This window comes from Yinghuangia seranimata (assembly GCF_029953285.1).
GTDB lineage: Bacteria > Actinomycetota > Actinomycetes > Streptomycetales > Streptomycetaceae > Yinghuangia > Yinghuangia seranimata.
Genome location: NZ_JASAOI010000029.1, coordinates 69,815 through 95,530, shown reverse-complemented (window position 1 = coordinate 95,530; position 25,716 = coordinate 69,815). Strand labels below are relative to the sequence as shown.

The window sequence follows — 25,716 nt, the reverse complement described above, 5'->3', positions numbered from 1 at the left end:
CAACTCTCAGACCCGGTACCTGCCCTCCTCGAACCATGCGAAGAGGTCGGCCGAGATGTAGGCCAGGATGTGCGGCTCGTTGAGGTACATCGTGTAGGCCTCGGCGAAGAACTCGCCGGGCTTCGTGGCCCACTTGTCGTACGCGTACGGCGTGAACGGGTCGACGTGCAGCGCCTTCACCTTCGTGGTGAAGAGCCTGAGGCAGGCCGACGACGAGGTGTTGGCGCGCCGCGACGAGCCCATCTTCGCCTGGGCGATGTGGCAGTCGCCGATCTTGCCGAGCAACTCGCTTTCCTTCTTGCCGAGTTCGATGGATTCCTGGCTCTTGGTCCGGTACTCCGGGATCGGGGCACTCTGGCCGGGGCCGGCAAGCCAGGCGTTCGCGGCCTTCTTCCGTGCCTGCACGTCGTCCAGTTCGGCCTCGAGGGCCGCGGGGCCGAGTTTGTCGTACTCCAGCTTCCAATCCCGCAGTTCCACGGCGTGGCCGACCTCGTGGATGATGACCCAGTGAGAGTACGGGGCGAGCGCCGCGCCGACGCCGACGAAACCGAAGTCCTCGCTGGGGAAGCACCCGTCGAGCATGGCGATCGAGTGCGAGTACACGTTGTAGTGCGCGGACTCGTCCCCTTCGTCCTCCGGTTCCTCCACCGGCGCGCCGACCTTGGTCGTCGCGGTCGCCTTGGCCTGGGCGAGCGCGGCCTTCTTCTGCTCCGCCGTGGGCGTCGGCTTGCGGATGACGGTGCATCCCCGCAGGACCTTCTGGTCCGCGACCGGGATCTTGGTCAGCGCGTTGAACAGCTGGACGAGCTCGTCCGCCTTCCACACACGGCCGTCCTCGCGGACGCCGGCCAGTTTGAAGGTCTGGATCAGGCGTGCCTTCAGCTGCTCGACGGTCTCGCCGAACGTGGCCGTGGGGCGGATCTGGTACTCCTCCCACCGGATCCGCAGGGTGCACGAGACATGGAACGTGAAGTGCGTGAACAGCGTCTTGCCGGCGTCGGGGATCGCGACCGGGGCGTTGAGCACGCGCCCGAACTGGCGGTAGTTCGCGTCGAAGAGCTCGGCGGCCACGTTGCACAGCCACTTCAGCTCGATCGCGGGCACCGTGGCCGCGTTGTCGAAGAACACGCGCTTGACCCCGCGTTCGCGCAGCGCGAGCAGAGACATGCTGAACTCGCACAGTTCCACCGGCTTGCGGTCCTCGACCTGCACGGTGTTCCCGGCGACCAGGCACGTGCGGTGCATCATGCCCTTCGCCGGCCCGACCTGTTCCGCCGCCGGGAGCACCGGCTTCCCGCCCACGTCGAAGAGCCGCCGCAGCGACTTCTCCTCCAGACGGCACGCCATCTCCATCGCGTGCCACGCGGGGGCGGCAGGCGCCTGTCCGCTCGACGGCGTCAGCCGTGATCCGACGCCTTCGGCGAGCATGCGCCGGACGGCCTTGAGCACCGCGCACTCGATACCGTCGTCGGTGCTCGCCTCGACGCTGCTGACCAGCGTGGTCAGCGCCGCATCCAACTCCGCATAGCGCCCGCGCGCCTCCGGCACCGCGCCCGGTGACGCCATCCCCTCGGCCACCACATTCAGGTCCACGACGAGCCGCGAGAGCAGCTGGATGATCCGCTCCAGCGCGGCAAGTTGTTCTGGTGTCATGACAATCCCCCCTCGGAACCCCAGGCTAGGTCCGCCCGCCGCACCACGGCAGCGGAACTTCCGCTTCTCGTAAGGAAGATGCGCCCGTCCCGGTCGGGCGCCGCTCGAACGGATGAGCGCCGTCGCGTTGCGGCAGGGCACCCCCGAAACGGCGGCTTCCGCCACGCTTCCACCACGCCTCCGCCGAGCGGCGCACCTGCGGGCATATCGTGATACCGATCGAAATTCCGAGGTCGTGCGACGCGCGCTTCGGCGCCCTGGCCGCCTGGTCGGCGCGTGCTAGGCTCAAATCAGTTGCAGTAGTGGTTCCCAAAAACGTATTTCCCGCCGGTGTTTTTCCGCAGAAATATGCGTATTCCCGGATTTTTCGGGACGGGGTGATCATCACAGCGATGAGCGGGCCGCGCAGTGCGAGCCCCAGCAGCACCCCGAAGGAGAGCGGCATGGCTACCGGCACCGTGAAGTGGTTCAACTCGGAAAAGGGCTTCGGCTTCATCGAGCAGGACGGCGGCGGCCCCGACGTTTTCGCCCACTACTCGAACATCGCCGCCCAGGGCTTCCGTGAGCTGCAGGAAGGCCAGAAGGTCAGCTTCGACGTGACCCAGGGCCAGAAGGGCCCGCAGGCGGAGAACATCGTTCCTGCCTGACGGCCGAAGCGTCCGCGCAGCTGGGTCCCGCGCCTCCGGCGCGGGACCCAGCTCGTTGCGTTTTCCGTTCCCGGCTCGTGCCCGTGATTCCCGGCGGCGTCCATACGCCCGGCAATCCCTCGATGCGCGCCGCTTCGAGGGAGGTACTCCGTGAACCGACGAGGCAGGGCGAACAGCCGGCCGCCGCGTACGCGCGGCACGGCTGAGTTCACCGCACCCGTCCCGACGGCCCCGCCGCTGCCCGCCGCGACGGCTTTCGCCGATCTGGACATGCCGCCGGCGCTGCTCGCGGCGCTCGGCGCCCAGGGGGTGACCGTGCCGTTTCCGATCCAGGCCGCGACGCTGCCCAACGCGCTGGCCGGGCGTGACGTGCTCGGCCGCGGCCGTACCGGATCGGGCAAGACCTTGGCGTTCGGCCTGGCGGTGCTCGCCCGAACGGCCGGGCGCCGGGCCGAACCCCGTCGGCCCCTGGCCATGATTCTCGTTCCGACCCGCGAGCTGGCTCAGCAGGTCACCGACGCCCTGGCCCCGTACGCCCAGGCGCTGCGTCTGCGCACGGCCACCGTCGTCGGCGGCCTCTCCCTCCGCGGTCAGGCCAACGCGCTCCGTGACGGCGCGGAGGTCGTGGTGGCCACCCCCGGGCGGCTGAAGGACCTGATAGCGCGCGGCGACTGCCGGCTGGACCAGGTCGGCATCACCGTGCTCGACGAGGCCGACCAGATGACCGACATGGGCTTCCTGCCGCAGGTCACCGAACTGCTCGACAAGGTGCGCCCGGACGGACAGCGCATGTTGTTCTCGGCGACCCTCGACCGCAACGTGGACCGCCTTGTCCGCGGCTACCTGCACGATCCGGTCGTTCACTCGGTGGATCCTCCGGCGGGCGCGGTCACCACCATGGAACACCACATGTTCTATGTGAACGGCACGGACAAGCACGCGACAGCCACCGAAATCGCGGCGCGCGACGGCCGGGTGATCATGTTCCTGGACACCAAGCACGCCGTCGACCGCCTCACCCGGCACCTGCTCAAGAGCGGCGTGCCCGCCGCCGCGTTGCACGGCGGCAAGTCCCAGCCGCAGCGGACCCGCACGCTCGCGCACTTCAAGTCCGGCCGCGTCAGCGTGCTCGTGGCCACCAATGTGGCGGCACGCGGGATCCACGTGGACGACCTCGACCTCGTGGTGAACGTGGACCCGCCCGCCGACGCCAAGGACTACCTCCACCGGGGCGGCCGTACGGCCCGGGCCGGGGCTTCCGGCATGGTCGTCACCCTGGTGCTGCCCGACCAGCGCCGCGACATGAACCGCCTGATGACCGCCGCGGGCGTCACCGCCCGAACCACTCAGGTCCGTTCCGGCGGCGCCGAACTCCGGCGCCTCACGGGAGCTCAGGCGCCCCCCGGCGTACCGGTGACGATCGCCCCGGCGCCTGCCGAGGCTTCGGAACGCGGCGGTGCGCCGAAACCCCGTCGACGCGGCGGCACCACACGTTCACGGCGCCCCGCCGCGTCGGAAGGGCAGCAGCCGCGAGGCCGCGCTCGCGTCGCACCGCGTCGCGGCGCCGCGTAGCCGCATCGGCGCACGAGGACCGCGTGTCAGGCGCTTCGCCTCACGCACATCGAACTCACCCCCGAGCGGGCGGACTTCCGCCCGACCCCAACGCAACCTTGGAGCACCATGCGTGTAGTTATCGCCGGCGTCGCCTTCGACTTCGACAAGAACGAGGTGGAAAGGCTGATGAAGGGCGTGGAGCCTGAGCCCGTCACCGGCGCCGCAGTGGTCATCGGGCAAACCACATTTCCGGTGATGCAGGTCGGCGAGGTCATCACCGGCCAGAGCCGCCGCGACTTCTCCTCGCGGGAACTGACCCAGGCCCTCAGCCGCCTCGGGTTCACGTCCTGAACCGACCCTCCCGCCACACCGCTACGACGCAGGCCCGGACCGTTCACGGTCCGGGCCTGCGGCATAACGGACATCTGGTGATTCCTGCGGCGCGTGCGGGCGCCGCGGCGCCAAAGGCCAACAACCGCTGAGGCGTTGACGTGCCTTCGCGCGTCGGCTAAGAAAGTGAACGCGACGCATGTTCATGTTTTTCGCGCCGCTGGAACGGCCCCGCTGACCAGCGAAGGAATCCCGTATGACCATCGCACCCGACCAGGCCCCGTGGGGGCCGATGACCTGGCCTGTGCCGCCCGGTTCGGAACTTGTCGGAGAGCACGTCCGACTGGTCGCCGCTGTCCCCGAGGAGCACGCCGCCGGGCTGTTCCGCGCGCTCGACGCCGACGAGGTCTGGACGCACTTCGGCGCGCCTCGGCCCCGCAGCGAGGCGGAGGCCGAGGGCGGCCTGCGCCTGATGAACACCGACCCCGCGCGCAGGCTCTGGGTCGTCCTGGCGAACAGTTCCCGGTTCGGCGTCCCGGAGGGCACCGTGCTCGGGATGTCGTCGTACCAGGACGTGTCCGTCCACGACGCCCGCCTGGAGATCGGGGCCACCGCGTACAGCCCCGACGTGTGGGGCGGCGTGGTCAACCCCGAGGCGAAGCTGCTCCTGCTGCGCCTCGCCTTCGAGGTCCTGGGCTGCGGGCGTGTGCAGTTCCGCACCGACGTCCGCAACGTCCGCTCCCGGCGGGCGATCGCCGGGATCGGCGCCGAGTACGAGGGCACCCTGCGCTGCTACGAGCGGCGGCTCGACGGCACCCTGCGCGACTCCGCCATGTACTCCGTGCCCGCCGCGCGGTGGCCCGACGTCCGTGACCTCCTCCGGAAGCGCCTCGAGGCCTTCTCCGGCCACGCGGGCTGACGGAGCCGCGCCATGGGGGAACGAGCGCTTGATTTCGTCGCCGTCGGGGCCGGGCCCGCCAACCTGAGCCTGGCCGCGCTGGCGAAACCGCACGAGGACCTGGAGTTCCGGGTCCTGGAACGGCACGCCCGGCTGGAGTGGCACCCGGGACTGATGGTCGCCGGGGCGGCCCTGCAGGTCGATCCGATCAAGGACCTGGTCCGGATGGTCGACCCGACCAGCCCCTACTCCTTCACCGCGTTCCTGCGCGACACCGGACGCCTGCACCGGGCGCTGGTCGCGCACCGGTCCGGGGTCAGCCGCCAGGAGTTCGCGCAGTACTACCGATGGGCCGCGAGCCAGTGGCCGGAGGTCGAACTTGACCGTGAGGTCGAGGCCGTAGAGGTGAACGACGACGGGGACTTCCTCGTCCGCACCCGGGTGGGCGCCGTGCCGGCGCGCAATGTGGTGCTCGGGGTCGGACGGGCACCGCACATCCCTGAGCCGGCCCGCGCGCTGCTCGGCCCACGCGTGTTCCACGCGTCGGAGTACCTGCGGCACCGCGACCGCCTGCGCCGCGCCCGGGTGCTCGTCGTCGGCGGCGGCCAGAGCGCGGCGGAGGTGGTGCTGGACCTGATCCGGCGGCCCGACCGGCCGAGCGGGCTGACGTGGGTGACCGGCCGGTCGGGTCTGCTGCCGCTCGACGACTCGCCCTTCGCGAACGAGTGGTACAACCCCAGCTACGCCCAGCACTTCAACGCCCTCGGTGCCGATCAGCGGCGCCGACTGCTGAGCGAACAGGTCCTGTCCAGCGACGGCGTCAGCGCGGACCTGCTCCAACAGATCTACGCGCGCCTGTACGAACTCGACTACCTCGTCGACGCGGACGACCGGGTGCTCCACCGCGTCCTGCCCGGCCACCGCCTGGCCGCGCTCACGTCGGACGGCCCCGTACTGCACGCCCGCCTGACCGATACGGCCGCGGACGCCGACCACGAGCCGACGACCGTGCAGGTCGACGCGGTGGTCCTGGCCACCGGATACACCGACACGATGCCCGCACTGCTGGAGCCCCTGGCCGACCGCATCGCCGCCCGCGACGGCCGCCCCGACGTCCAGCCGGACTACCGGCTCGCATGGGACGGGCCGCCGGACCGCGGCATCTACGTGCAGAACGCCGCCCGCCCGACGCACGGTGTCGCCGACCCGAACCTCTCGCTGAACGCGTGGCGCAGCGCGGTGATCCTCAACAGCCTCAGCGGCGGCAAGCGCTACGACCTCTCGCTGCCCGACACCACCATCGCCCTGCACTGACCCGCACCCGGTCGCGGGCGCCCCGCGCGACCGTCCCGCAGAAAGCAGGTACCACCACCGTGACCGCCCCCATCACCACCCCGCTGGGCGACACCGCCCCACCGCCGGACGCCGCGACCGGCGGCATCCTCACCGGCGAACTGCTGATCGAGGCCTACGAAGGCAAGTCCGCCGTCGAACACCTGCTGCCGCAAGCCTCCGACGGGCAGTCGGTCGCACCCGTCAAGGCCTCGTGGTGGTGCGTCGCCGCCGGCGAGACGTCCTTCCCCGACCAGCACGAGGTCCAGGAACTGTGGCTGATCGCCGCGGGATCCGGCGTCATGACCCTGGGCGAACGCGAACTCCGCGTGCAACGCGGCCAGATCGTCTACATCCCGACGCAGGTCCCGCACCAGGTGACCGCCGACGCGGAGGAGACGCTGGAGGCCTACTCCATATGGTGGTGACCGCCACGGCCGACCTCGTCGTCGTCGGCGGGGGAGTGCTCGGAGTCGCCGTCGCCCTGCACGCCCGCCGGACGCATCCCGACTGGCGCGTCGCGCTGCTCGACCAGACCGCACCGGGAGCGGGTGCCACCGGCCGCTCCCTGGCCGTGGTCGCCCCGACCGGGGAGAACTCCGCGATCCGAGGACTGGCCGCCCGCGCCGTGGAGATCTACCGGTCCACGGAACTGCACGACTGCGTACGGCCGCGCTCGGCCCTGGTCGTCGTACCGGAACACGCCGAGCCGATGCTGAAGGAGCAGACCACCAGCACCGTCCGGCGCGCCGACGCGTCCGACGTGCAACGGCTCCGCGCGAGCGCTCCCGGCGTCCAACTGCGCCCCGGCGACGCAGTGTTCGCGGTAGACGACGGCTTCCTGCAGGTCGACACGGCCACGCTCGCCGAGCTGCCCGCCGACGCGGGCGTCACGGTCGCGCACGACACACGCATCACCGCCTGCCGCGAGGCCGACGGGCAGTGGGAGTTGCTGGCGGCCGACAACGCATGCTGGCGAACTCCCCGTGTGGTGCTCGCCGTCGGCCCCTGGGAGCCGCCGGACATCACCGCTGCGGAAGGGCCCTGGGTCCCGCCGCGAACGCGGGTCAAGCGGGTCGCGTCGCTGCACGTTCCCGCGTACAAGGGCGAACCGGACGATCCGCTGGTCGCGTTCCCCGCCGACAACCTCCTGCTCGTGCCCGGGGAGGACGGACTGCGCGTCAGCTTCCTCCACCCGCACTGGCGTTCGGGGCCGCTCGCGCACGGAGCCCACGAGGCCCCGGACTTCACCGCGGACGACCTGGCCGCGGGCCGCGCCGCGCTGGCCGTCCGCGCCCCGACCCTCGCCGAACAGGCGGTCGGCGGCCAGGTCTTCTGGGACACCTACCCGGAAGACCCGCTCGCCTTCGTGTCCGGCCCCGCCGCCGGCTCGCTGCGCTGGCTCAACGGCGGCGCGGGGCGCGGGGTGCGACTGGCCCCGGCGCTCGCCGAGGCGGCCCTCGCCGTCGCCGAACGCCCGCGCCCGGACGCCGCCGACCTGTCACCCGCCACCCCCGTCGCCTGACCGAACCGGAGTTTCCGTGGCCCACCCCTCCGCCGCGCCCTCGGCGCCGCGCAACCTGCTGGTCATCGGCGGCATCGGTCTGGGCGACCCCGGCCGCTGCCTGCTGCGTACCTTCCTGGCCCAGGCCGAGCAGCGCGGCTGCCGGATCCACATGACCGACCAGAAGATGTTCGTCGACCTCGCCCCCACCGAGGTCACGAGCCGGTTCGCGTCCCTGCACGTCCTGGACTTCACCGACACCGCGCACTGCGTCGAGTGGGCCACCCGGCAGCACCATGAGGGCCCCGGCTTCGACATGGTCGTCACCGCGCGCGACGACGCGCAGCCGACCACGGCCGCGATCGCCGAGGCCCTCGGGCTGCCGTACAACAGCCCGGCCTCGATCGAGACCACGCAGAACAAAGACCGCTGCCGGGCCGCCCTGGCGGAGGCCGGACTGCCGCAGCCGGCATGGCGGCTGTGCCGCGACGTCGACGACGCGCTCGCGTTCACCGAAGGCACCGCCGGCCCCTGGGTGGTCAAGCCGCGCGACGGAACCGGCAGCCGCGCGGTCCGGCGGGCCGACGACCGCGCCGCGCTCGTGGCCGCCGTCGGCCTGCTCGACGCGGCCGACCGGCCTTTCCTCGTCGAGGAGTTGGTCGTCGGGCCCGAATACAGCGCCGAGGGGCTGTTCCTGCACGGGGAACCGGTCGTCGTCGCCCTCACGGCGAAGACCACGACCGAGCCGCCGCTGTTCGTCGAACTCGGCCACGTCGTCCCCGCGCCGCTGCCCGAGGACACGGCCGCAGCGGCGCGGACGGCCGTGGAGCGGGCGGTCCGGGCCGTCGGGCTGACCTTCGGGCTGTTCCACGCCGAGTTCTGGCTCACCGAGAACGGCCCCGTGCTCGGCGAACTGCACTGCCGTCCCGGAGGCGACTACATCAGCATGCTGGTGGAGGCCGCCCACCCGGGGTTCCAGTACTTCGGCGCGCTGTTCGACGCCTTCGCCGATCCGGCCTTCCGCCCGGACCTGGCCGCCGACGGCGCCGCCGCCGTCGCCTTCCTGACCGCACCGGCCGGCACCGTCGTCGAGGTGTCCGGGTGGGAACAGGCCCGTGCCGGAGAGGCGTTGCTCCACGCCCACCTGGCGCGCTCGCCGGGCGACACGGTCCCGGAACTGCGCAGTTCGATGGACCGGTGCGGCGCCGTCGTGGTCCGCGCCGCCACCTCCGAGCAGGCCCGCGCGGCCGCCGACGCGCGCGCCGGCCTGGTCCGGATCACCACCACCGCCGACGCCCCTGCCGAAGCCCCGCTCCCCGTCCACTGACGTCCCGCCGACGCCACGCACCAGAAGGCCACCATGCGACTGCCCGACGACCTGCCCAACCCCGCGGGGAAGTCCTTCCTGATCTCCGCCGGCTACCACACCCCCAACGGCCCCCTCCACCTCGGCCACCTCGGCGGCCCGTTCCTGCACGGCAACGTCCTGGCCCGGCACCTGGAAAGCCTCGGCGCGTCGGTCGCGCAGATCACCGGGACCGACGCCCACGAGTCCTACGTGCTGCTCAGCGCCGTCCTCGAGGGCGTCGAGCCGCGGGCGGTCTCCGCGCCGAACCACGCCCTCGCCGTGGACGCCCTGGACGGCTTCGGCATGCACCAGGACACCTTCGCCGACAGCGGCGCCCCCGACCTCGCCGACAAATACGCGCTCTACAGCCACGAGTTGGTGCGGCTGCTGCGCGCCCGCGGCCGGACCGAGGTCCGCACCGTCGACATGCTGCGCTCGACGTCGGGCGGCCGGATCGTGGTCGGGCCGTTCGCGGTCGGAACCTGCCCCGACTGCGGCGCGGAGGCCGCCGGGACGTGCTGCGAAGCGTGCGGCCTCTGGTTCGGCCCCGAACTGCTGCGCGACACAAGGCCCCGGCTGGCCGCCGACGAGCCGACCGAGCCGGTGCGCGTCCCCACCGTGTACCTCCACCTGTCGCCCGACTTCGGCACCGACTACCTCGCCCGCCGCTTCCCCGCCCGCCACCTGCGGCTGGTCGACGCCTACCTCAAGGCGAACGGCCCCTGGGTGCCGCTGTCCCACCCGCTCGGCTGGGGAGTGCCGTGGCAGGACGTCCCCGGACTGCTGCCCGGCACCGTCCACACCAGCTACGCGGTCGGCACCTACGCCTCCAACCGGATCCTCAAGGACCTCTTCTGCGAATCCCGGGGCCTGCCCGACCCGTTCGCGCGCGACACGAGCACCACGACCGTCCTCGCCTCGGGACTCGACGCGGTCCTGCCCTGCATGCTGCTGGCCGGCCTGACCGACCCCGAACTCGACTGGCAGCCCTACCGGCACCACCTGATCAACGAGTTCATGCTGCTGGACGGGGCGAAGTTCTCCACCACCCGGGGCCACGCGGTCACCGCGCAGCAGTACCTGGACACGGGGCTGCCGACCGACCTGTTCCGGCTCTACGCCGCGCTGATCACCCGCCCCGGACACGAAGCCGACTTCCGGGTCGACGCGTTCGCCGAGTTCTCCCGCGCCGTCGTCGCGGAGCGCCTGGCACCGCTGACGCGCCGCGCGCTGGCCACGGCGGTCGACCGCCCCGGCGAGTTCGGCGGACGTGTGGCCGACAGCGCCGGGGCGGCGGTCCGCGCCACCGTGACCGCGCTGTCGTTGGAGGACTGCGACCTGGGTGCGGCCGCCGCCGAGGTCATGGGGTGGCTGGAGGCCGGTGAGTCCGGGCTGGCCGAGGACGCGCCGTACCACTGGCTGGCCGTCATGAGCTGGCTGCTGTATCCGTTCGCGCCCGCCTGGGCGACCGACCTGTGGACGGCCCTGGGCCTGCCCGGCGGCCCCTCCCTCGACGTGCTGGGCACCCGCAAGGACGTCGACACGGACGCCTTCCCCGGTATCCCGGTGCCCGACGACGCCGCCGTGGCGGCCCTGCGTCCCGGCGCCCGGTGACGCCGCGCGGCCCGGGTCCGCTGGTCACCGCGAACCTGGCCATCACCCTCGTCGCGGGTGCGCGCTACGTGCTGTGCTCCTGGATCGTCCTCCAGATCTCGGGCATCGCGTCCGCCCCGGTATGGCTGCTCGTCGCGGAAATGCTGCCCGGTCTGCTGTTCACGCGCGTGCTCGGTGCCGTCATCGACCGCTACGACCGGCGGCGTGTCGCCCTCGCCGCCGACGCGGTCAGAGGCGCGGCACTGGCGTCCGTCGCCGTCCTCAGCGCCGTACGAGGGCCGTCCGTCGGCGCGCTGGTCGTCCTCGCCGCCGTGATGGGGACCTGCGACCAGCTCTCCACCCCCGCGCGCACCGCGCTGCTGCGGGCGCTGGTCGCCGACGACGCGCTGCTCGGGGCCACGACCAGGATCAGCATGTCGACGCAACTGGGCACGCTGTCCGGGGTCGGGCTCGGCGGGCTGGCGGCGGCGCACGTGGCACCGGCGACCGCGTTCGCGGCACTCGCGGGATGCCACGCCGTGTCCGCGGCCGCGCTGGCATGCGTGCGTACTGCCCCAGCCGACACCAAGACCGCGCCCAAGACCGCCGGGACCGCCGGCACTGCTGCCGCCACCGAGGACGACACAGACGGTCCCGGCCCGCGCCCGGCGCTGGCCCAACTGCGCGCCGCCGGGGGGCTGCGCAGCCCCTTCATCGTGGTCGTCGTGCTCTCGGCGTTCCTGCGCACGTACAACTCGCTCCTGCCCGCCTTCGCCGACAAAACGCTGGGACTGGACTCGGTGCGGTTCGCCGTCGTGGACGCGGCGTTCGCCGTCGGCTCCCTGGCGGCGGGCGGCGTCCTGCTCGGCCGCGGCACGAGCGCCGCAGTGCAGCGCGCGGCGCACCTCGGCCTCGCGGCGCTGGCCGGGTGCACGGCGCTGTTCGCGCTCAGCGGCGGCTTCGCGTCGGCCGCGACGGCCTATGCCGCGATCGGCGCCGGGTTCCAGACGCTGACGCTCTATCAAGTCCGCTGCCAGGCCCTTGTTCCCCTGGAGCACTACGGACGCGTGTTCGCGGCGTTCACCCGCATCGGCACCATCGCCGTGCTGGTGCTCTACGCCCTGGTCGGCGTCGCGCTGGCGTGGACCGGCCCGATCGCCGTGTACCTGCTGCTCGCCCTCGCGCTCGCCGGACTCGCCGTCCTCCAGCGCACCGCCGCACCGTTCCCCCTACCCGGCACGCCCGAGGCCACCCCGGCCGAGGGCCCCCGACCCACGGAGCAGACCAGGTGACTCCTTCGCCCCTCGCCAGACCCCGCGTGCTGCAGAACGTCCTCCACGAGGCACGCGCCACGCTGGGCGCGCCGCCGTACGGACTGCTCGACCTCGACGCGGTCCGCTCCAACGCCCGCGAACTGACCCGCCGCGCCCAGGGCAAGCCGATCCGCGTCGCCACCAAGTCGATCCGCTGCCGCGCGGTCCTGGACGAACTGCTCGCCACCGACGGCTACCGCGGCCTGCTCACGCTCACCCTCTCCGAAGCGCTCGAACTGCACGCGCGCGGATACCGCGACCTGGTCGTGGGCTACCCCTCGACCGACCAGGACGCGCTGCGGCGGCTCGCCCGCGACGAAGCCGCGTGCGCCGACATCACGCTGATGTTCGACTCCGCCGAACAACTCGACTTCACCGACGCCGTGATCCCGCCGGAGCGGCGGCCCGAACTGCGCGTCTGCCTCGAACTCGACGCCAGCTGGAAGGCCGGGCCGCTCCACATCGGTGCCCGGCGCTCACCGCTGTTCCGCCCCGACCAGTTCCGCTCCTTCGCCGCCACCGTCCAGCGGCGTCCCGGGTACGCGCCGGTCGGCGTCATGGCCTACGAGGCGCAGCTGGCCGGCGTGTACGACGGCGGCCACACGCCGCGCGCCTACGGAGTGCGCTGGATGCAGCGCGCCTCCCGCGCGGAACTGCTGGAGCGGCGCGTGGCGGCGGTCGCCGCGGTGAAGCAGGTCTTCGAGCCCGAGTTCGTCAACGGGGGCGGCACCGGCAGCATCCCCTACACGGCCGCCGACCCGCAGGTCACCGAGATCGCCGCGGGCTCCGGGATCTACGCCCCCGGACTGTTCAGCCGCTACCGCGACCTGCCGCTGCGCCCGGCCGCGTTCTACGCCTGCCCGGTCGTCCGCCGCCCCGCGCCCGACATCGTCACCGTCGCCGGCGCCGGCTGGGTCGCCTCCGGCGTACCCGGCCCCGACCGGCTGCCGACCATCGCCTACCCGCCCGGCCTGCACTTCGTCGTCAACGAATCGGCGGGCGAGGCGCAGACCCCGCTGCAGGGGTCCGACGCCCGCACGCTCGCCATCGGCGACCTGGTGCTCTTCCGGCACGCCAAGGCCGGCGAACTGTGCGAGCGCATCAACGAGTTCATCGTCGTCACCGGCGACACCGACACCGACCGATGGCCCACCTACCGCGGCGACGGGCTGGTCCTGCAATGAGTGCCGCGCCGACCGACGCCGACCTGGAGACCCTGATGGCCACGGCCGTGCCCGCTGCCGCGATCGACCCCGCGGCCGCGCTCGCCGCGTTGTTCACCCCCGAAGGACGCGCGGACCCCTACCCCTACTACCACGCGCTCCGAGCACACGCCCCGGTCCTGCCCGTCGCGGACGACCTCGTGATCGTGACCGGCTACGCGGAACTCGAACAGGCACTGCGCCACCCGGACCTGGAGGTGCACGACGCCGCCTACAACGCGCTCCACCGCCCGGACATCGCCCGCCTTCCCTCGATCACCCTGTTCGCCGACTCGATGCTCATGGGACGCTCGCCCGACCACGAACGGGTCCGCCGGCTCGTCGCGCACGCCTTCACGCCCCGGCGACTGGCCGTGATGGAGACGTACGTCGAACGCACCGCCCGCGACCTGGCCGCACGCCTCGTCGAGGAAACGGGGGAGGGCGGCACCGCCGACGCCATGGCCCACCTCGCCTACCCCCTGCCGATCCACGTCATCGCCGACCTCATCGGCGTGCCCCGCCAGGACCGCGACTGGTTCCGGCCGCAGGTCGCCGCCCTCGGCAAGGTCATGGACCCCCTGCTGACCCCGGAACAGCTGAGCGCCGCCGACCGGGCCGCCACGCGGCTGCTCGACTACTTCGCGCAGCTGGTCGCCGAACGACGGCGCCGCCCCGCGGACGACCTCGTCAGCGCGCTGCTGGCGGTCCGCGACCACGACGAGAACCGGCTCAGCGAACGCGAACTGCTGACCAACCTGGCCCTGTTGTTCGTCGCCGGCTTCGAGACCACGGCGGGACTGCTCGGCAACAGCCTCGCCCGGCTGCTGTCCTGCGACGAAGGACTCGCCGCCGTCGGAACACCGGCCGAGGCCGACGCGTACGTCGACGAAGTCCTGCGCCACGACTCGCCGATCCAGGTCACCGGGCGCTGGGCCGTGCGCGACACGGAGCTCGCGGGCGTACCGCTGGCGGCCGGCGCGAACGCGATGCTGCTGCTCGGCGCGGCGAACCGCGACCCCCGCCGTTTCGCCGAGCCGGACGTCTTCCTGCCGTCGCGCACCGCGGCCCGGCCGCTGAGCTTCGGCTTCGGCGCGCACTACTGCCTCGGCGCGCCGCTGGCCCGCAGGGAGACGTCCGTCGCGCTGCGGGTGTGGTCCGAACTCCTCCCGGGCCTGCGCGCCGGCGGGGCGGCCACCCGCGGCGACTGGCTCACGCTGCGCGGCTACACCGAACTGCCGGTCCGGCTGACGGAACCGCCGCCGACCCGGGGAACACGGCGGCCCTAGAATCGCGGCGGAGGCCAGGAGCAATGACGCAGAGCAACGCGCCCGCCGGAACGACCCCGGTCGACGGCCTGCGCAAGAAGCCGCAGCAGGCGCGCAGCCGTGCCCGCGTGGAGGCGATCTTCGCCGCCGCCACGGACATCCTCGGCAAGGACGGCGTGGAAGGCCTCACCATGCGCCGCCTCGCCGCCGAGGCGGGCGTCCCCAGCGGCACGCTCTACCAGTTCTTCGAGGACAAGCCCGCCGTCCTCGCGGCCGTCGCCCGCCACCACATGGAGTCCTTCGCCACGGCGATGGACGACCTCATCGCCCGCGCGGGCCAGGCCCCGTGGCCCGAGCTGATCGACATCATCTTCGACAACTACGTCCAGCTCTACCGCGACAACCCCGGCTACCTCGCCATCCGCGCGGGCCGCCGACTGACCCCGGAGCTGCTGCGCCTGGACGACACCAACAACGACCTCGTCGCGGACGGCGTCCGCCGGATCCTGCTGGCCCAGGGGGTGCTGCCGGACACCCCCGAGGTGGCCGTCGCCGCCCGCGCGGGTGTCCACGCGGCCGACGCGGTGCTCCAACTCGCCTTCCGCACCGCGCCGGGCGGCGACCCCGCGCTGTTGGCTCAGGCGAAGCGCATCGTCAACGCGTACCTGCGGGAGATCCTCGCCGAAGCACCGGGTGCGCAGGGGGCCTGACCCCGTTCAGGGGACTGCCGGTGGTCGTCCCTCCGTGGCGACGGCGCTGCTGATGGCGTTCGCGGCGGTGACGAGAGGGCCGGCCAGGCGGTGCGTGGCGAGCGTGCCGCTGAGGCCGGTGACGCCGATCATGCCGATGAGCGCGCCGTCCGGGCCGTGCAGTCCCGTGGCCAGGCAGCTGTATCCGAGCGCGCCCTGCTCGTGTTCGACGGCGACGCCGGTGTCGCGGACGACGTCGATCTCCAGCCCGAGCCGCGCCCACGACGAAACGCTGTGCCGTGTCGGCACCGTGAGCGGCCGTTCCCGCAACCGCGCCAGCAGCTCCCGGTCGTGGGCGAGCAGGATCCGCCCGGACGCCACCTGCGGCAGGAACGGGCTGTCCCGCGACATCGGCATCCCGACCGAACGGACGACCGCCGCATGCCGGGCGCCGAACGCGTGGCTGACCGGGACCACGGCCGACTCGGTCAGCGCGTACACCCACGCGATCGCGCCCGACCGCGCGAACAGATCGTGGATGTGCGGGGTGCCCACCAGCCGCAGGCCGTGCTGCGCGGCGGCACGTGCGCCCCAGTCGAGCAGCCGGCCACCGAGCAGGTAGCCGTCCTCGCACCGGTCGAGCAGCCCGCGCGCCACCAGGTCGGCGGCTATACGGCGTACGGTCGGCTTGGGGATGCCCGTCAGACGGGTGAGCGCGGCGAGGGAGACGGCCTGGTTGTGTTCGGCGACCGCGTCGATGACCGCCGCGACCCGGCCGGTGACCGTGTGGTCGTCCATCGGCCTCCTTGCGCAGACCCGTCGGTCCGTTGGGACCGCTCCGCACGCTCAACTGACGCACCGAAAGGGCGTCGGCGTGAAGTTGCCGGACTTCACCGGTGCCTCCACGACGACCCAGAAGTCGCTCGGACTGACCACACTCGTGTACTTCCCGCTCACGTTGATCGTGGTCCTGGAGCCGACGTCCAAGGTACCTGCGGCCGGCCGGACCGACACGCCGCGCGCGGCGTTTCCTTCCTTGACCGGCCTTGTGTTCGAGGGCTCGTAGTCCAGCACCAGCACCCTCCATTTGGCGGTGGCGCCGTACGCGCCCTGCGCCTGAAAGGTCAGCTGGATGTCCAGCGCGGAGCACGTGGCGCGATACGCGCCGTCGGTCATATACGGCGGATTCACAGACCGCGTCACGACCGTGCCCGTGAACGCGCCCGAGTCCTCCGGTGACCCGTCCGGCGAATTCACCGGCCCCGGTGACTTCCCGGGCGACGTATCCGGCGAACTCCCGGGCGACTTCACCGGCTTGGACGGCGAGTTCCCGCCTCCCGTCGAACTTCCCCCGCTCGCACCCCCGTTGCCGCTTCCCTTCGCGGACGACCCGTCATCCCCGTCGCCGCAACGCGATGCCGTCAGCAGCAACGCCGCCACCACCACCACAACCACCCTGCCCGCCTGACGCGCGCCCATCGTTGCCCCCTCGGCTCCTCCTCCGACCAGCCTGAACCGCAAGGCGGACCCCGACAACGCCCACGGGTCACTCAGTGACACGCGGCATAAGCCTGGTCTCCCGTGATGTCGCGCTCGGCGAAGAAGCGGCGCGCGGCCTCGGCGTGCAACGGAAAGGCGAACACCTCCTCAAGGCCACCGGGTCCGAACACCAGACCGCGCTCCGACGTCTCGTCGTTCGGCGTGAACGTCCCGAGCGCGTCGGCGTCGATGGGGGCGGCCACGCTGAAGAGCAGCACCCGATTCGGCCGCGGCTCGGTGGAGGTGAACCAGAACGCCGTCAGCGTCGCGGGATCAACGGTCGTGCCGGCCTCCTCGCGAACCTCGCGCACGCCGCCTTCGGCCCAGGTCTCCTGCTCCTCGAGAAACCCGCCGGCCAGAGCCAGCCTGCCCTTCCCCGGCTCGATGGCACGCCGCACCACCAGGAGCCCGGTCCGACCGCCCGAGCGCACCGGCACAAGGACCACCGACACCGGAATCGGGTTGGCCCACACCGTGGTCTTGCAGCCGGCGCACGTGCGCGGATAGCGGAGCGGAGCCACGTAGGCGGTGCCGCAGTAGGAGCAGAAGCTGTCGCGAATGAGCGTCATGGCAACCGTCATATCCGATCCGGCGTGGGTGTGTCGGCGAAGCCGATTCACGCGTCGCCCACGCAGGACCGGAACCGGTGCCGCAGGAGTGGGGCTGGACCCACCTCGAGTGGAACGCAGGCCCAGTGCGCGAGGTTTGCAGGCGGGCGAGGGTTGTCCTCGAGGCCGCGAGGCCCAGATGAACTCCCTCTGAGATCAAGGATGTTTCCATGCGTCGATCCCGTCGTGTCCCAGGCCTTGCCGCTGTTGTGTGTGCGTGCCTTGCCGTTGCGGTGCCTCCGGCGGCAGCGGTGGCTGCATCTCCCGCGAAGTCACCTGGTATGCAAGGCGATTCCGACGCCAGGCGCGGAACTCTCGTGTCTGCGACACCGATCTTCAGCCTTCCGGACGCGGCCGCCGCGGCAGGCATGCTCACCGCCTCCGGGTTCGACGCGGGCACCGCCCGCTACGGCGTCGACGCCTACCGGCTCGTGTACCGCACGGTCGACCCGTTCGGCCGTCCCACGACCGCGAGCGGCCTGCTTGCGGTCCCGCGAGGGCTCGACGGTCGTCTGCGCGTGGTGTCGTTCGCGCACGGCACAGGCGCCCACAAGGGCGACGCGCCGTCGATGCAGCAGCGCGGCTTCCTTCCCGCCCCGGCCGTCACCTACGCGTCCGCCGGGTTCGCCGCCGTGGCACCCGACTACCTCGGCATGGGCGCGGGACCCGGCCCGCACCCGTGGATGGACATCCCGTCCGAGACCACCGCGTCGCTCGACATGCTGCGTGCCGCCCGCGAGTTCGCGCCCACGACCGGGCACCGCCTGGATCGGGACGTCATGGTCACGGGCTTCTCGCAGGGCGCCTCGGCCGCACTGGCCCTCGGGCGCGCGCTCCAGAGCGGTCAGGGGCACGGCTTCCGGCTGGCCGCGCTCGCACCCGTCAGCGGTGCGTACGACTTCTCCGGCGCGGAGCTCCCCGCCCTCCTCGACGGCCGGCTCGAACCGAAGAGCAGCGTGGTCTACGCGGCGTACCTGCTGGTGTCGTTCCAGCGCCTGCACCACATCTACGACGCGCCGAGCCAGGTCTTCAACGCCCCGTACGCGGACACGGTGGAGGCGCTGTTCGACAGCAGCCACACCGGCGCCGAGATCATGCAGGGCCTCCCGGCGACGCTCGACCAGCTGCTGACACCGTACGGGCGCGAACTCCTCACCCACCCGAACAGGGCGTTCACGGCGGCGCTTCGCCCCCTCGACCAGGTGTGCACGAACTGGACCCCGCGCGTGCCCGTGCGGTTGTACGAGGCCCAAAACGACGAGCAGGCCGCGAACACCAACACCGCGCACTGCGCGACGGCCATGCGCCGACACGGCGGCACTCCGGAGACGATCGACGTCGGACCGGTCGACTACCACGGCTCGCGACACCTCGGATCGAACGTCGCGGCCACGGCCGACATCGTCCGCTGGTTCCTGGCCCTGGGGGATCAGCGAGGCTGACCGGAACCCCGGCCTCCGGAACCCGCCGTGCCCTGTGCGTGCGCGCGATCTTCGACGCTGCCATTATTCAGGCGACATCGCGATGGACGGGGGAGACGTGGACGCGCTCGACGCATCCGATCCGCGCCGAGTCGGGCCGTACTCCGTGTTCGGCAGACTCGGCTCCGGCGGCATGGGGAAGGTCTATCTCGGCAGGTCGGGCGGCGGTCGGACCGTCGCGATCAAGGTGATCCGGCCCGAACTCGCCGACGACCCGGTCTTCCGGGTCCGGTTCGGCCAGGAGGTCAAGGCGGCCCGCAAGGTCTCCGGGGCCTTCACCGCGGCCGTCGTGGACGCCGAACCCACGGCGCCCGTCCCGTGGATGGCGACGACGTACGTCGCGGGCATACCGCTCAACGACGCGGTCCTGCGGCACGGGCCGCTGCCCGAGGCGTCCGTCCGCATGCTCCTCGCCGGGATGGCCGAGGCGTTGCGGACCGTGCACGACGCGGGGCTGATCCACCGCGACCTCAAGCCGTCCAACGTTCTGCTCGCGCTGGACGGGCCGCACGTCATCGACTTCGGCATCACCAAGGCCGTCGACGGCACGGCCTACACCGCCACCGCCGCGGCGCCCACGGCGACCGGCGCCGTGGTCGGCTCACCCGGCTACATGTCGCCCGAACAGGCCCAGGCGAAGCCGCTCACGCCCGCGAGCGACGTCTTCTCCCTCGCCTCGACCGCGTACTTCGCGGCCACCGGCGCCGCCGCGTTCGGGACGGGGCCGTGGCAGGCGCTGATGTACAGCGTCATCACCAACGAGCCGGACTACGGCCCTGTCCCGCCCGCGCTGCGCGACCTGTTCGAGGCGTGCTTCGCGAAGGACCCCGAACGGCGCCCGACCCCGGACCAGGTCGTCGCGTTCATCGAGGAGGGATCGGCGCCGGTCGGCATGGGCAGCTGGCTGCCGGACCAGCTGACCGCCGACGTCTCCGCGGCGCGCACGGCACTCCTGGCGCTTCCGTCGCCGCCCGTGGACCCGGCCGGCGGCGACCGGGACCCGGGCACGCCCGACCCGCGCTTCGCCGCCGCGACGGTGCCCGTCGCGGTCTTCCCCACCCGGGCGGACACGCCGCCGCCGGACGACCGCGAGCCGGTCTTCCGGATCGCCCCAGCCGGCCCGATCGAGCCGAAGCGCGAGACCCGCGGACTCACCCGCAGACGCCTGCTGTTCGCAGCCGGCGGCACCGTCGCCGTCGCCGGCATCGGAACCGCGGCGGCACTGCTCGCGAACGGAGGCGGGTCGGACGGCGTCGGCACGACGGCTCTCGACGCGCCGGCCGTCGAACCGGTGTCGGTGACGACGCTCGACACCCAGGCGGCGAATGTCGCGTTCGGCGCGAATGTGCTGGTGCTGCTGCGCGGCACGTCGGTCTCGGGGCTCGACAGGAGCGGCAAGCCGGTGTGGGGGCCGCTGCCGATCCAGACGATGGACTCCGTGCTGCCGGTCCCCACCACGGTTGTCGGCACGACGCTGTACCTGTGCGCCATGGTCGGGCAGGCCAGCCTCCAAGCGCTCAACAGCCTCGTGGCGGTGGACCTGGCTGCGGGGAACATCGCCTGGTCGCTTGCCGTTCCCGAACCCAAGTGGTACGCCTCGTACGCGGGCGGCGCCCTCGGCGGTGAGGTCTTCGTCAACGGTGTCGTCTCGGACACGAGCACACTCAACAGCACGGGGACGTTCGTCTGGGCCGTTGACACGGCAGAGCGCAAAAAGGCGTGGACGTTGCACGAGGAGGGCCTAGGTTCGCTGGTGCTGGTGCCGCCGACCGGTTCCCGGGTGCTCCTCGCGAAGGTCTCGGGCCCCGACGGCGAGATCCAGTCGGTGGACGCCGCGAACGGCGCACGCGGCTGGACGCGTCAGCTGCCCGGTGCGGCGACCATCGTCGGTCTGGGGCCCAGGGGCGGCGCCTGCTACGCCGGCGGCAGGATCGTCTGCACCGGCACCCGCCTCGTCGCCCTGGACCCCGGGAGCGGAAACCAGGTCTGGGTGTACGAGAGCGGGACCGCCACCGCGTCCTTCGGCTGGCCCGTGGCGAGCCCGGACGGGCGCACGGTGTTCGTCGTCCGCGGATCCGAACTGCACGCCGTCGACGCGGCTTCCGGGAAGGCGAAGTGGCGTTCCGCGCTGAAGACCGGCAAGTTCGCGGGAGTCTCCCAGTGGGATTTCGGCATTGTGCCCGAACTCGCCGACGGGAACTTGTATCTGACGGATGATCAGTCCAACCTGTGGGCCATCGACACCGCGACGGGCAATGCGCGCTGGAAGCACCACAACCCCGCCCTGAAGACGACCAAGCGTGCCTACGGCGGCGGCAAGGTGTGGATCGTCGACGATCTCGCGGTGCGCGCGATCGACGCCGCACACGCCTGACCCGCCGACGAGCGAACACCCACGTCTGGAGACCTCGATGGAACCACTCGACCCCGCTGACCCCACCCGGGTGGGCTCGTACTGGCTGTTGGGCGTGCTCGGGTCCGGCGGCATGGGCAAGGTCTACCTGGGCCGTTCGGCCGCGGGGCGCACGGTGGCGGTCAAGGTGGTCAGGCCCGACCTGGCGTCCGACGGCGGGTTCCGCGGAAGATTCCGTGCCGAGGTCACGGCGGCGCGGAGGGTGTCCAGCGCGTTCACGGCGCCGGTCGTGGACGCCGACGTGGACGGCGAACCGCCGTGGATGGCCACCCGCTTCGTGGCCGGCCTGACGCTGCACGAGGCCGTCCGCCGGCACGGCCCGCTGCCCGAGACCACGCTGCGCATGCTGCTGGCGGGCATCGCCGAGGCGTTGGAGAACATCCACTCCGCCGGCGTCGTCCACCGCGACCTCAAGCCGGGGAACGTCATCCTGGCGCTGGACGGCCCGCACGTCGTCGACTTCGGAATCGCCCGCGCGCTGGACGCCGCCACCATCACACCGGCCGGCGCCGTCGTGGGCACGCCCGGCTATCTGTCGCCCGAACAGGCCATCCACCGGCCGGCGACGTCCGCGAGCGACGTGTTCGCGCTCGGCGCGACGGTCGCGTTCGCGGCCTCGGGACAACCGGTGTTCGGACGCGGGAGCGTCCCGGAGGTGCTGCGACGCGTCGTCCAGGAACAGCCGGACCTCGCCGCGGTGCCCGCCTCCATCCGCGACACCGTGGCGGCCTGCCTGGGCAAGCAGCCCGAGCGTAGGCCGACGCCACGCGCGCTCATCGACTTCATCGACGGGAGCGGGACGCACACCGCCGGCGGCAGCTGGCTGCCGCCCGGGCTGACCGCCGACATCATGGCGGCGGACGCGGTCATGACCGGCGCGCAGTCCGCCGGAGACGCCCTGCCGCCTGGGCCGACGCCGCAGGAGGCACCCACTGCGTCGGTGGTTCCGACCGCGCTCCCGACTGCGCCCGCGCCCGCGTTCCCGACCACGCTCCCAACTGCACCTGCACCCGCGTTCCCGACCACGCCCACGAACGTTCCTGAGCGCCCGTCGGTCGCGCCGCCCCTCGAGGACCCGCCCCCCAGCGGCATCAACCGCCGGAAGTTGCTCCTCGGGCTCGCCGCGGGCGGCGCACTGATCGCGGGCGGAGGGGCGGCGGCGGTCGCCCTGACCAGCGGTGGTGGTTCCGGTAGCGGGCGGACGGCCTCCGCGACCCAGCCGGCAAGCGGGGTCCCCGGGGGTGCGACGCCCTCCGCCTCCGGCGAGGCGGCCGCAGCCGCGCCACCGCCACCGCCGCCGACCCGCGACGCGTCGTTGCCGGCCCCCGGCGGCGCCAAGGGCCGTCTGGACGGGCCCGAGGCCGCCGTCAAGTGGAAGGCGACCACGCTCGACACGGTCTCCTCTACGTCGTTCGAGCACGGCCTGCTCATTACCGCCGCAGCGAGTGGTCGTCAGACGTTCGACATCACGGGGAAGCCGTGGTGGACGCTTGCGACCAGTAGCAGATACCAACTCTTCGCCGCCGCCACGAGCAGTGACGCGACATCCATCTACGTCATGCAGGGCGGCCAGTACATGGGCGGCAGCCTGATCGCCGTCGACCCGCTCACGGGAAAGCAGCAGTGGACCGTACCGCTGCCCGGCACCGCGGGCCACGTCACCGCCCTGCTCGGAGTCGTCGGGAACACCATGCTGGTGACCGGCTCTGCGCTCCCGTCCGGAGGGGCGACGGGTTCCGGGTTCCTCTGGGCGGTGGACGTCCCGTCCCGGAGCACGGCCTGGGAGATCGACGGCGACGATGTGGGGTTCGTCTGTGTGCCGACGACCGGTACCAAGGTGCTGATGGGGGGCAAGTCCGGTGCCACCGGCGGCGTACTGAAGTTGATCGACGCGGCGAACAAGGGCGCACCCGGCTGGTTGAAGCAGGTCCGGACCGCCAACTTCCAGCAGATGGTGTTCACCGATCCGATCTGCTGGGCAGGCGGCCGCTTCGTCTACGCCGCCGACAAGGTGTACGCGGTGGACCCGGAATCGGGTGAGGAGGCGTGGGCCTTCACCGACGGCGCGGTGTTCCCGATGTTCATGAGCTGCTTCCCGAGCGCGGACGGCAGCGTGGTCTTCGTGACCACCATGACCGACCTCGTCTGCCTCGACGCCCGAGACGGCAGCGTCCGCTGGAAGGTGGCGACATCCGGGAAGCTGAACCCCACGGTGCTGATCCAGAGCGACTTCGGCAACGTCTACGTCCTGGACCGCTCCCAGGTCCTGTGGGCGATCGACATCGCGACCGGAACGACCCGGTGGCACTACGCCACCGGGGGAGGCACGGACCCACTCGGCAGATACTGGACGGCCGGCGGGGGCATGGTGTTCGTCAACAAGGACAAGACCATCACCGCCATCGACGCCTCGGGAGCCTGATCACCTCACGAGCCGAGGGGACTGCCCGTCACCGTGCCGACCACACCTGGGAAGCGTCTCCCGGCGCGCACTGGCGGACGACCGTGCGCGACGCGCGCCCGCTGTCGGTCAGGCAACTGCTGGTCGCCGCGTTGACGATCTGGTAGCCGCCGGCGACCGGAACGAACGTCCACAGCTGATCCGGCCTCCAGGCTCCTCCCCACACCTGCACGGTCTGGGACGGCCCGTCCACGTCCAGCCAGCGCTGGCCGCCGGTGGGGACGCTGGCCAGCAGATAGCCGGGCCGGTCGGTGCCGTCCGGGCGCACCATCTGCCACAGCTGCGCGTCACTGGAGTTCGGCGACCACGTGATGACGTCGTTGCCGTCCTTGTTGCGCCCGAACGAGTTGTCCAGCGTGGCGCCGTTGGTCGTCGTGAAGTGGTAGGTGCCGGGGGCGAGTTGGTTCGCGGCCGCGCTGACCGGAGCCGGCGTCGCCGAGCCGCTGCTCGCGGTCGGCGAGGCCGCCGCGGACCGGGTCGCCGGCGCGGACGTGGTGGTCGTGCCCTTCGCCGACGGGGACGGGGTCGGCGTCGGTGAAGCGCTCGGACCCGGCGCGGCCGGAGTCAGGGCGGTCGAGGGCACAGGCGGATGCCCCTGCGCGGTGCCGTCGTTCGCGGACTTGTGGGACGAGTCCGCGGAGCTGCCGTCCGAAACGATCACGGCGATGGTCGCAGCCATCACGACCACCGCCGCGGCTATCGCCAGTAGGACACGCCTGCGCGTCTTCCGCGGGCGCCGCCCGCCCGCACGCCTCCGGCCGGACATCGGCACCGTGTCTGCCGCCTCCGCCGCGGCAGGCACGGCTGCCGGGGCGGCCACGTCGTCAGGCGCGTCGAGCGCTTCCAGGACCGCGCGGACGTCCTCGGCCATCGCGTCCGCGTCCGCCCACCGCTCCTCGGGCTCCTTGGTCAACGCACGCGCCACCAGCGCGCGTACCGGGGCGGGGATGTCGTTGGGCAGGGCGGGGGCCGGCTCGGTGATGTGCCTGAGGATCACGTCGAACGAGGTGGTGCCGGTGAACGGCACCTCACCGGTCAGGCATTCGTACATGACGACGCCCACCGCGTACAGGTCCACCGACGGGGTGGTCGCCCCGCTGCTCGCGACCTCCGGCGCCTGGTACAGCGCGGTGCCCATGAGCACACCCGACTCGGTGAGCCGCGGATCGTCCTGCGGCAGAGCAAGGCCGAAGTCTGCCACCAGCACGCGGTCTTGGCGCACCATCAGATTCGACGGCTTGATGTCGCGGTGGATGATGCCCGCGCGGTGCGCGACCGCAAGCGCTTCCAGCACCTGGCGCGCGATCCGCAGCGTCTCGTCGGCCGACAGCGTGCGCCTGCGCCGCAGGACGTCGCTCAACGGCTCGCCGTCGACGAGTTCCATCACCAGGTACGAGATCGGCGCGCCCGCGAACTCCGCGTTTCCGAAGTCGTGGATCGACACGATCCCGGGATGGCTCAGTTTGGCCATCATGCGTGCTTCCCTGCGGAATCGCACCGCGAAGGCGGCGTTGTCGAGCAGGTGGGGCTTGAGCAGTTTCACCGCGACCCGGCGTTCGAGAACGGTGTCCTCGCCGAGCCACACATCGCCCATCGCACCACCGCCGAGTCTCCCGACCAGGCGGTAGCGCGCGTTAAGCACCGTATGCACTTGTTTCGATCCCCTGATGACATGTCCGAAGAAGCGGGAGGCACCGAGTCCGTCAGGCGTGCCGGACGACACCGTACCCCGTGCCATCGGCTCTCCGGCGGAAGGAATTTTCCCGCTGGGGACCGCGCCACGCGCCTTCGTCGAGCCGCTGCCTGCCGCAGGCAACCGCGTGCTGGTCAACGTCGCGAGCATGGCCGGCTGCGCCTCCGCGTCGAACATGGCTCACCCCCGA

Annotated in this window: 22 protein-coding genes and 1 pseudogene; 17 read left to right on the top strand and 6 right to left on the bottom strand. The window is 72.2% G+C overall.

Features of this window, described 5'->3' with window-relative positions:
* Positions 1 to 6: 6 nt before the first annotated feature.
* Together QI554_RS19655 and QI554_RS19650 are read right to left on the bottom strand one after the other, a co-directional pair.
* On the bottom strand, positions 7 to 1,653 hold the full coding sequence (locus QI554_RS19655; protein ID WP_281471415.1) for a hypothetical protein: 1,647 nt from the start codon (positions 1,651 to 1,653) through the stop codon (positions 7 to 9).
* A gap of 25 nt (positions 1,654 to 1,678) precedes the next feature.
* On the bottom strand, positions 1,679 to 2,098 hold the full coding sequence (locus tag QI554_RS19650) for a hypothetical protein (RefSeq protein WP_281471414.1): 420 nt from the start codon (positions 2,096 to 2,098) through the stop codon (positions 1,679 to 1,681).
* On the opposite strand from QI554_RS19650, the gene QI554_RS19645 reads away from it, so the two are divergent.
* The 13 genes and pseudogenes from QI554_RS19645 to QI554_RS19585 all read left to right on the top strand — a co-directional run bounded on the left by QI554_RS19645 (position 2,097) and on the right by QI554_RS19585 (position 15,352).
* A complete protein-coding gene (locus tag QI554_RS19645; protein ID WP_281471413.1) occupies positions 2,097 to 2,300 on the top strand; it encodes a cold-shock protein in 204 nt (67 codons plus the stop codon). The two genes, QI554_RS19650 and QI554_RS19645, sit on opposite strands and share 2 nt — an antisense overlap.
* 150 nt (positions 2,301 to 2,450) lie before the next feature.
* Positions 2,451 to 3,872 carry a DEAD/DEAH box helicase gene (locus QI554_RS19640; RefSeq protein WP_281471411.1) on the top strand — a complete coding sequence of 474 codons (1,422 nt, stop codon included), beginning with the start codon at positions 2,451 to 2,453 and terminating at the stop codon, positions 3,870 to 3,872.
* 108 nt (positions 3,873 to 3,980) lie between these two features.
* Positions 3,981 to 4,199, top strand: a pseudogene (locus tag QI554_RS19635) (SCO5918 family protein); the annotation flags it as partial.
* Positions 4,200 to 4,440: 241 nt separating this feature from the next.
* Entirely contained in the window at positions 4,441 to 5,103 is a 663-nt protein-coding gene (locus tag QI554_RS19630) for a GNAT family N-acetyltransferase (RefSeq protein ID WP_281471409.1), read from the top strand.
* A gap of 12 nt (positions 5,104 to 5,115) precedes the next feature.
* Positions 5,116 to 6,396, top strand: a complete 1,281-nt coding sequence (locus QI554_RS19625; RefSeq protein WP_281471408.1) for a lysine N(6)-hydroxylase/L-ornithine N(5)-oxygenase family protein — start codon at positions 5,116 to 5,118, stop codon at positions 6,394 to 6,396.
* Positions 6,397 to 6,455: 59 nt separating this feature from the next.
* The gene (locus QI554_RS19620) at positions 6,456 to 6,842 is read left to right on the top strand and encodes a cupin domain-containing protein (protein ID WP_281471407.1); all 387 of its coding nucleotides are present in this window, start codon (positions 6,456 to 6,458) and stop codon (positions 6,840 to 6,842) included.
* On the top strand, positions 6,839 to 7,939 hold the full coding sequence (locus QI554_RS19615) for an FAD-dependent oxidoreductase (protein WP_281471406.1): 1,101 nt from the start codon (positions 6,839 to 6,841) through the stop codon (positions 7,937 to 7,939). Before QI554_RS19620 ends, QI554_RS19615 begins: the two co-directional genes overlap by 4 nt.
* A gap of 16 nt (positions 7,940 to 7,955) precedes the next feature.
* Positions 7,956 to 9,245: an ATP-grasp domain-containing protein gene (locus QI554_RS19610; RefSeq protein ID WP_281471405.1), complete on the top strand. Its 1,290-nt coding sequence runs from the start codon at positions 7,956 to 7,958 to the stop codon at positions 9,243 to 9,245.
* Between the two features lie 33 nt (positions 9,246 to 9,278).
* Entirely contained in the window at positions 9,279 to 10,880 is a 1,602-nt protein-coding gene (locus QI554_RS19605) for a class I tRNA ligase family protein (RefSeq protein WP_281471404.1), read from the top strand.
* Positions 10,877 to 12,151 carry an MFS transporter gene (locus QI554_RS19600; RefSeq protein WP_281471403.1) on the top strand — a complete coding sequence of 425 codons (1,275 nt, stop codon included), beginning with the start codon at positions 10,877 to 10,879 and terminating at the stop codon, positions 12,149 to 12,151. The genes QI554_RS19605 and QI554_RS19600 overlap by 4 nt, the downstream gene beginning before the upstream one ends.
* Positions 12,148 to 13,356 carry an alanine racemase gene (locus QI554_RS19595; RefSeq protein ID WP_281471402.1) on the top strand — a complete coding sequence of 403 codons (1,209 nt, stop codon included), beginning with the start codon at positions 12,148 to 12,150 and terminating at the stop codon, positions 13,354 to 13,356. Before QI554_RS19600 ends, QI554_RS19595 begins: the two co-directional genes overlap by 4 nt.
* Positions 13,353 to 14,663, top strand: coding sequence for a cytochrome P450 (locus QI554_RS19590; RefSeq protein WP_281471401.1), 1,311 nt, complete (start codon positions 13,353 to 13,355; stop codon positions 14,661 to 14,663). The genes QI554_RS19595 and QI554_RS19590 overlap by 4 nt, the downstream gene beginning before the upstream one ends.
* Positions 14,664 to 14,686: 23 nt before the next feature.
* Entirely contained in the window at positions 14,687 to 15,352 is a 666-nt protein-coding gene (locus QI554_RS19585) for a TetR/AcrR family transcriptional regulator (RefSeq protein WP_281471400.1), read from the top strand.
* Between the two features lie 6 nt (positions 15,353 to 15,358).
* Here QI554_RS19585 and QI554_RS19580 read toward each other — a convergent pair whose 3' ends face one another.
* Both QI554_RS19580 and QI554_RS19575 read right to left on the bottom strand, forming a co-directional pair.
* Positions 15,359 to 16,129 (bottom strand): IclR family transcriptional regulator, encoded by a 771-nt coding sequence (locus QI554_RS19580; protein ID WP_281471399.1) that lies wholly within the window; start codon positions 16,127 to 16,129, stop codon positions 15,359 to 15,361.
* 48 nt (positions 16,130 to 16,177) lie between these two features.
* A complete protein-coding gene (locus tag QI554_RS19575) occupies positions 16,178 to 16,507 on the bottom strand; it encodes a hypothetical protein (RefSeq protein WP_281471398.1) in 330 nt (109 codons plus the stop codon).
* A 37-nt stretch (positions 16,508 to 16,544) separates the two neighbouring features.
* On the opposite strand from QI554_RS19575, the gene QI554_RS19570 reads away from it, so the two are divergent.
* Positions 16,545 to 16,799: a hypothetical protein gene (locus QI554_RS19570; protein ID WP_281471397.1), complete on the top strand. Its 255-nt coding sequence runs from the start codon at positions 16,545 to 16,547 to the stop codon at positions 16,797 to 16,799.
* A gap of 82 nt (positions 16,800 to 16,881) precedes the next feature.
* Here the strand turns inward: QI554_RS19570 and QI554_RS19565 are convergent, their stop codons facing one another.
* Positions 16,882 to 17,439: an NUDIX domain-containing protein gene (locus tag QI554_RS19565; protein WP_281471396.1), complete on the bottom strand. Its 558-nt coding sequence runs from the start codon at positions 17,437 to 17,439 to the stop codon at positions 16,882 to 16,884.
* 356 nt (positions 17,440 to 17,795) lie between these two features.
* Between QI554_RS19565 and QI554_RS19560 the strand changes: the two genes are divergently transcribed.
* The 3 genes from QI554_RS19560 (at position 17,796) to QI554_RS19550 (ending at position 23,794) form a co-directional block, all read left to right on the top strand.
* Positions 17,796 to 18,920, top strand: coding sequence for an acetylxylan esterase family protein (locus QI554_RS19560; RefSeq protein WP_281471395.1), 1,125 nt, complete (start codon positions 17,796 to 17,798; stop codon positions 18,918 to 18,920).
* An 82-nt stretch (positions 18,921 to 19,002) separates the two neighbouring features.
* Positions 19,003 to 21,333, top strand: a complete 2,331-nt coding sequence (locus QI554_RS19555) for a protein kinase domain-containing protein (protein ID WP_281471394.1) — start codon at positions 19,003 to 19,005, stop codon at positions 21,331 to 21,333.
* 37 nt (positions 21,334 to 21,370) lie between these two features.
* Positions 21,371 to 23,794: a protein kinase domain-containing protein gene (locus tag QI554_RS19550; protein ID WP_281471393.1), complete on the top strand. Its 2,424-nt coding sequence runs from the start codon at positions 21,371 to 21,373 to the stop codon at positions 23,792 to 23,794.
* Positions 23,795 to 23,822: 28 nt separating this feature from the next.
* Here the strand turns inward: QI554_RS19550 and QI554_RS19545 are convergent, their stop codons facing one another.
* Positions 23,823 to 25,484 carry a serine/threonine protein kinase gene (locus QI554_RS19545; protein WP_281471392.1) on the bottom strand — a complete coding sequence of 554 codons (1,662 nt, stop codon included), beginning with the start codon at positions 25,482 to 25,484 and terminating at the stop codon, positions 23,823 to 23,825.
* Positions 25,485 to 25,716: the final 232 nt, after the last annotated feature.

Excerpts from the sequence above, each read along its gene's own strand:
- QI554_RS19655 (WP_281471415.1), bottom strand. The coding sequence starts at position 1,653 with ATGACACCAGAACAACTTGCCGCGCTGGAGCGGATCATCCAGCTGCTC.
- QI554_RS19645 (WP_281471413.1), top strand. The coding sequence starts at position 2,097 with ATGGCTACCGGCACCGTGAAGTGGTTCAACTCGGAAAAGGGCTTCGGC.
- QI554_RS19650 (WP_281471414.1), bottom strand. The coding sequence starts at position 2,098 with ATGCCGCTCTCCTTCGGGGTGCTGCTGGGGCTCGCACTGCGCGGCCCG.
- QI554_RS19630 (WP_281471409.1), top strand. The coding sequence starts at position 4,441 with ATGACCATCGCACCCGACCAGGCCCCGTGGGGGCCGATGACCTGGCCT.
- QI554_RS19625 (WP_281471408.1), top strand. The coding sequence starts at position 5,116 with ATGGGGGAACGAGCGCTTGATTTCGTCGCCGTCGGGGCCGGGCCCGCC.
- QI554_RS19605 (WP_281471404.1), top strand. The coding sequence starts at position 9,279 with ATGCGACTGCCCGACGACCTGCCCAACCCCGCGGGGAAGTCCTTCCTG.
- QI554_RS19590 (WP_281471401.1), top strand. The coding sequence starts at position 13,353 with ATGAGTGCCGCGCCGACCGACGCCGACCTGGAGACCCTGATGGCCACG.
- QI554_RS19585 (WP_281471400.1), top strand. The coding sequence starts at position 14,687 with ATGACGCAGAGCAACGCGCCCGCCGGAACGACCCCGGTCGACGGCCTG.
- QI554_RS19580 (WP_281471399.1), bottom strand. The coding sequence starts at position 16,129 with ATGGACGACCACACGGTCACCGGCCGGGTCGCGGCGGTCATCGACGCG.
- QI554_RS19575 (WP_281471398.1), bottom strand. The coding sequence starts at position 16,507 with ATGACCGACGGCGCGTATCGCGCCACGTGCTCCGCGCTGGACATCCAG.
- QI554_RS19565 (WP_281471396.1), bottom strand. The coding sequence starts at position 17,439 with ATGACGCTCATTCGCGACAGCTTCTGCTCCTACTGCGGCACCGCCTAC.
- QI554_RS19555 (WP_281471394.1), top strand. The coding sequence starts at position 19,003 with ATGGACGGGGGAGACGTGGACGCGCTCGACGCATCCGATCCGCGCCGA.
- QI554_RS19550 (WP_281471393.1), top strand. The coding sequence starts at position 21,371 with ATGGAACCACTCGACCCCGCTGACCCCACCCGGGTGGGCTCGTACTGG.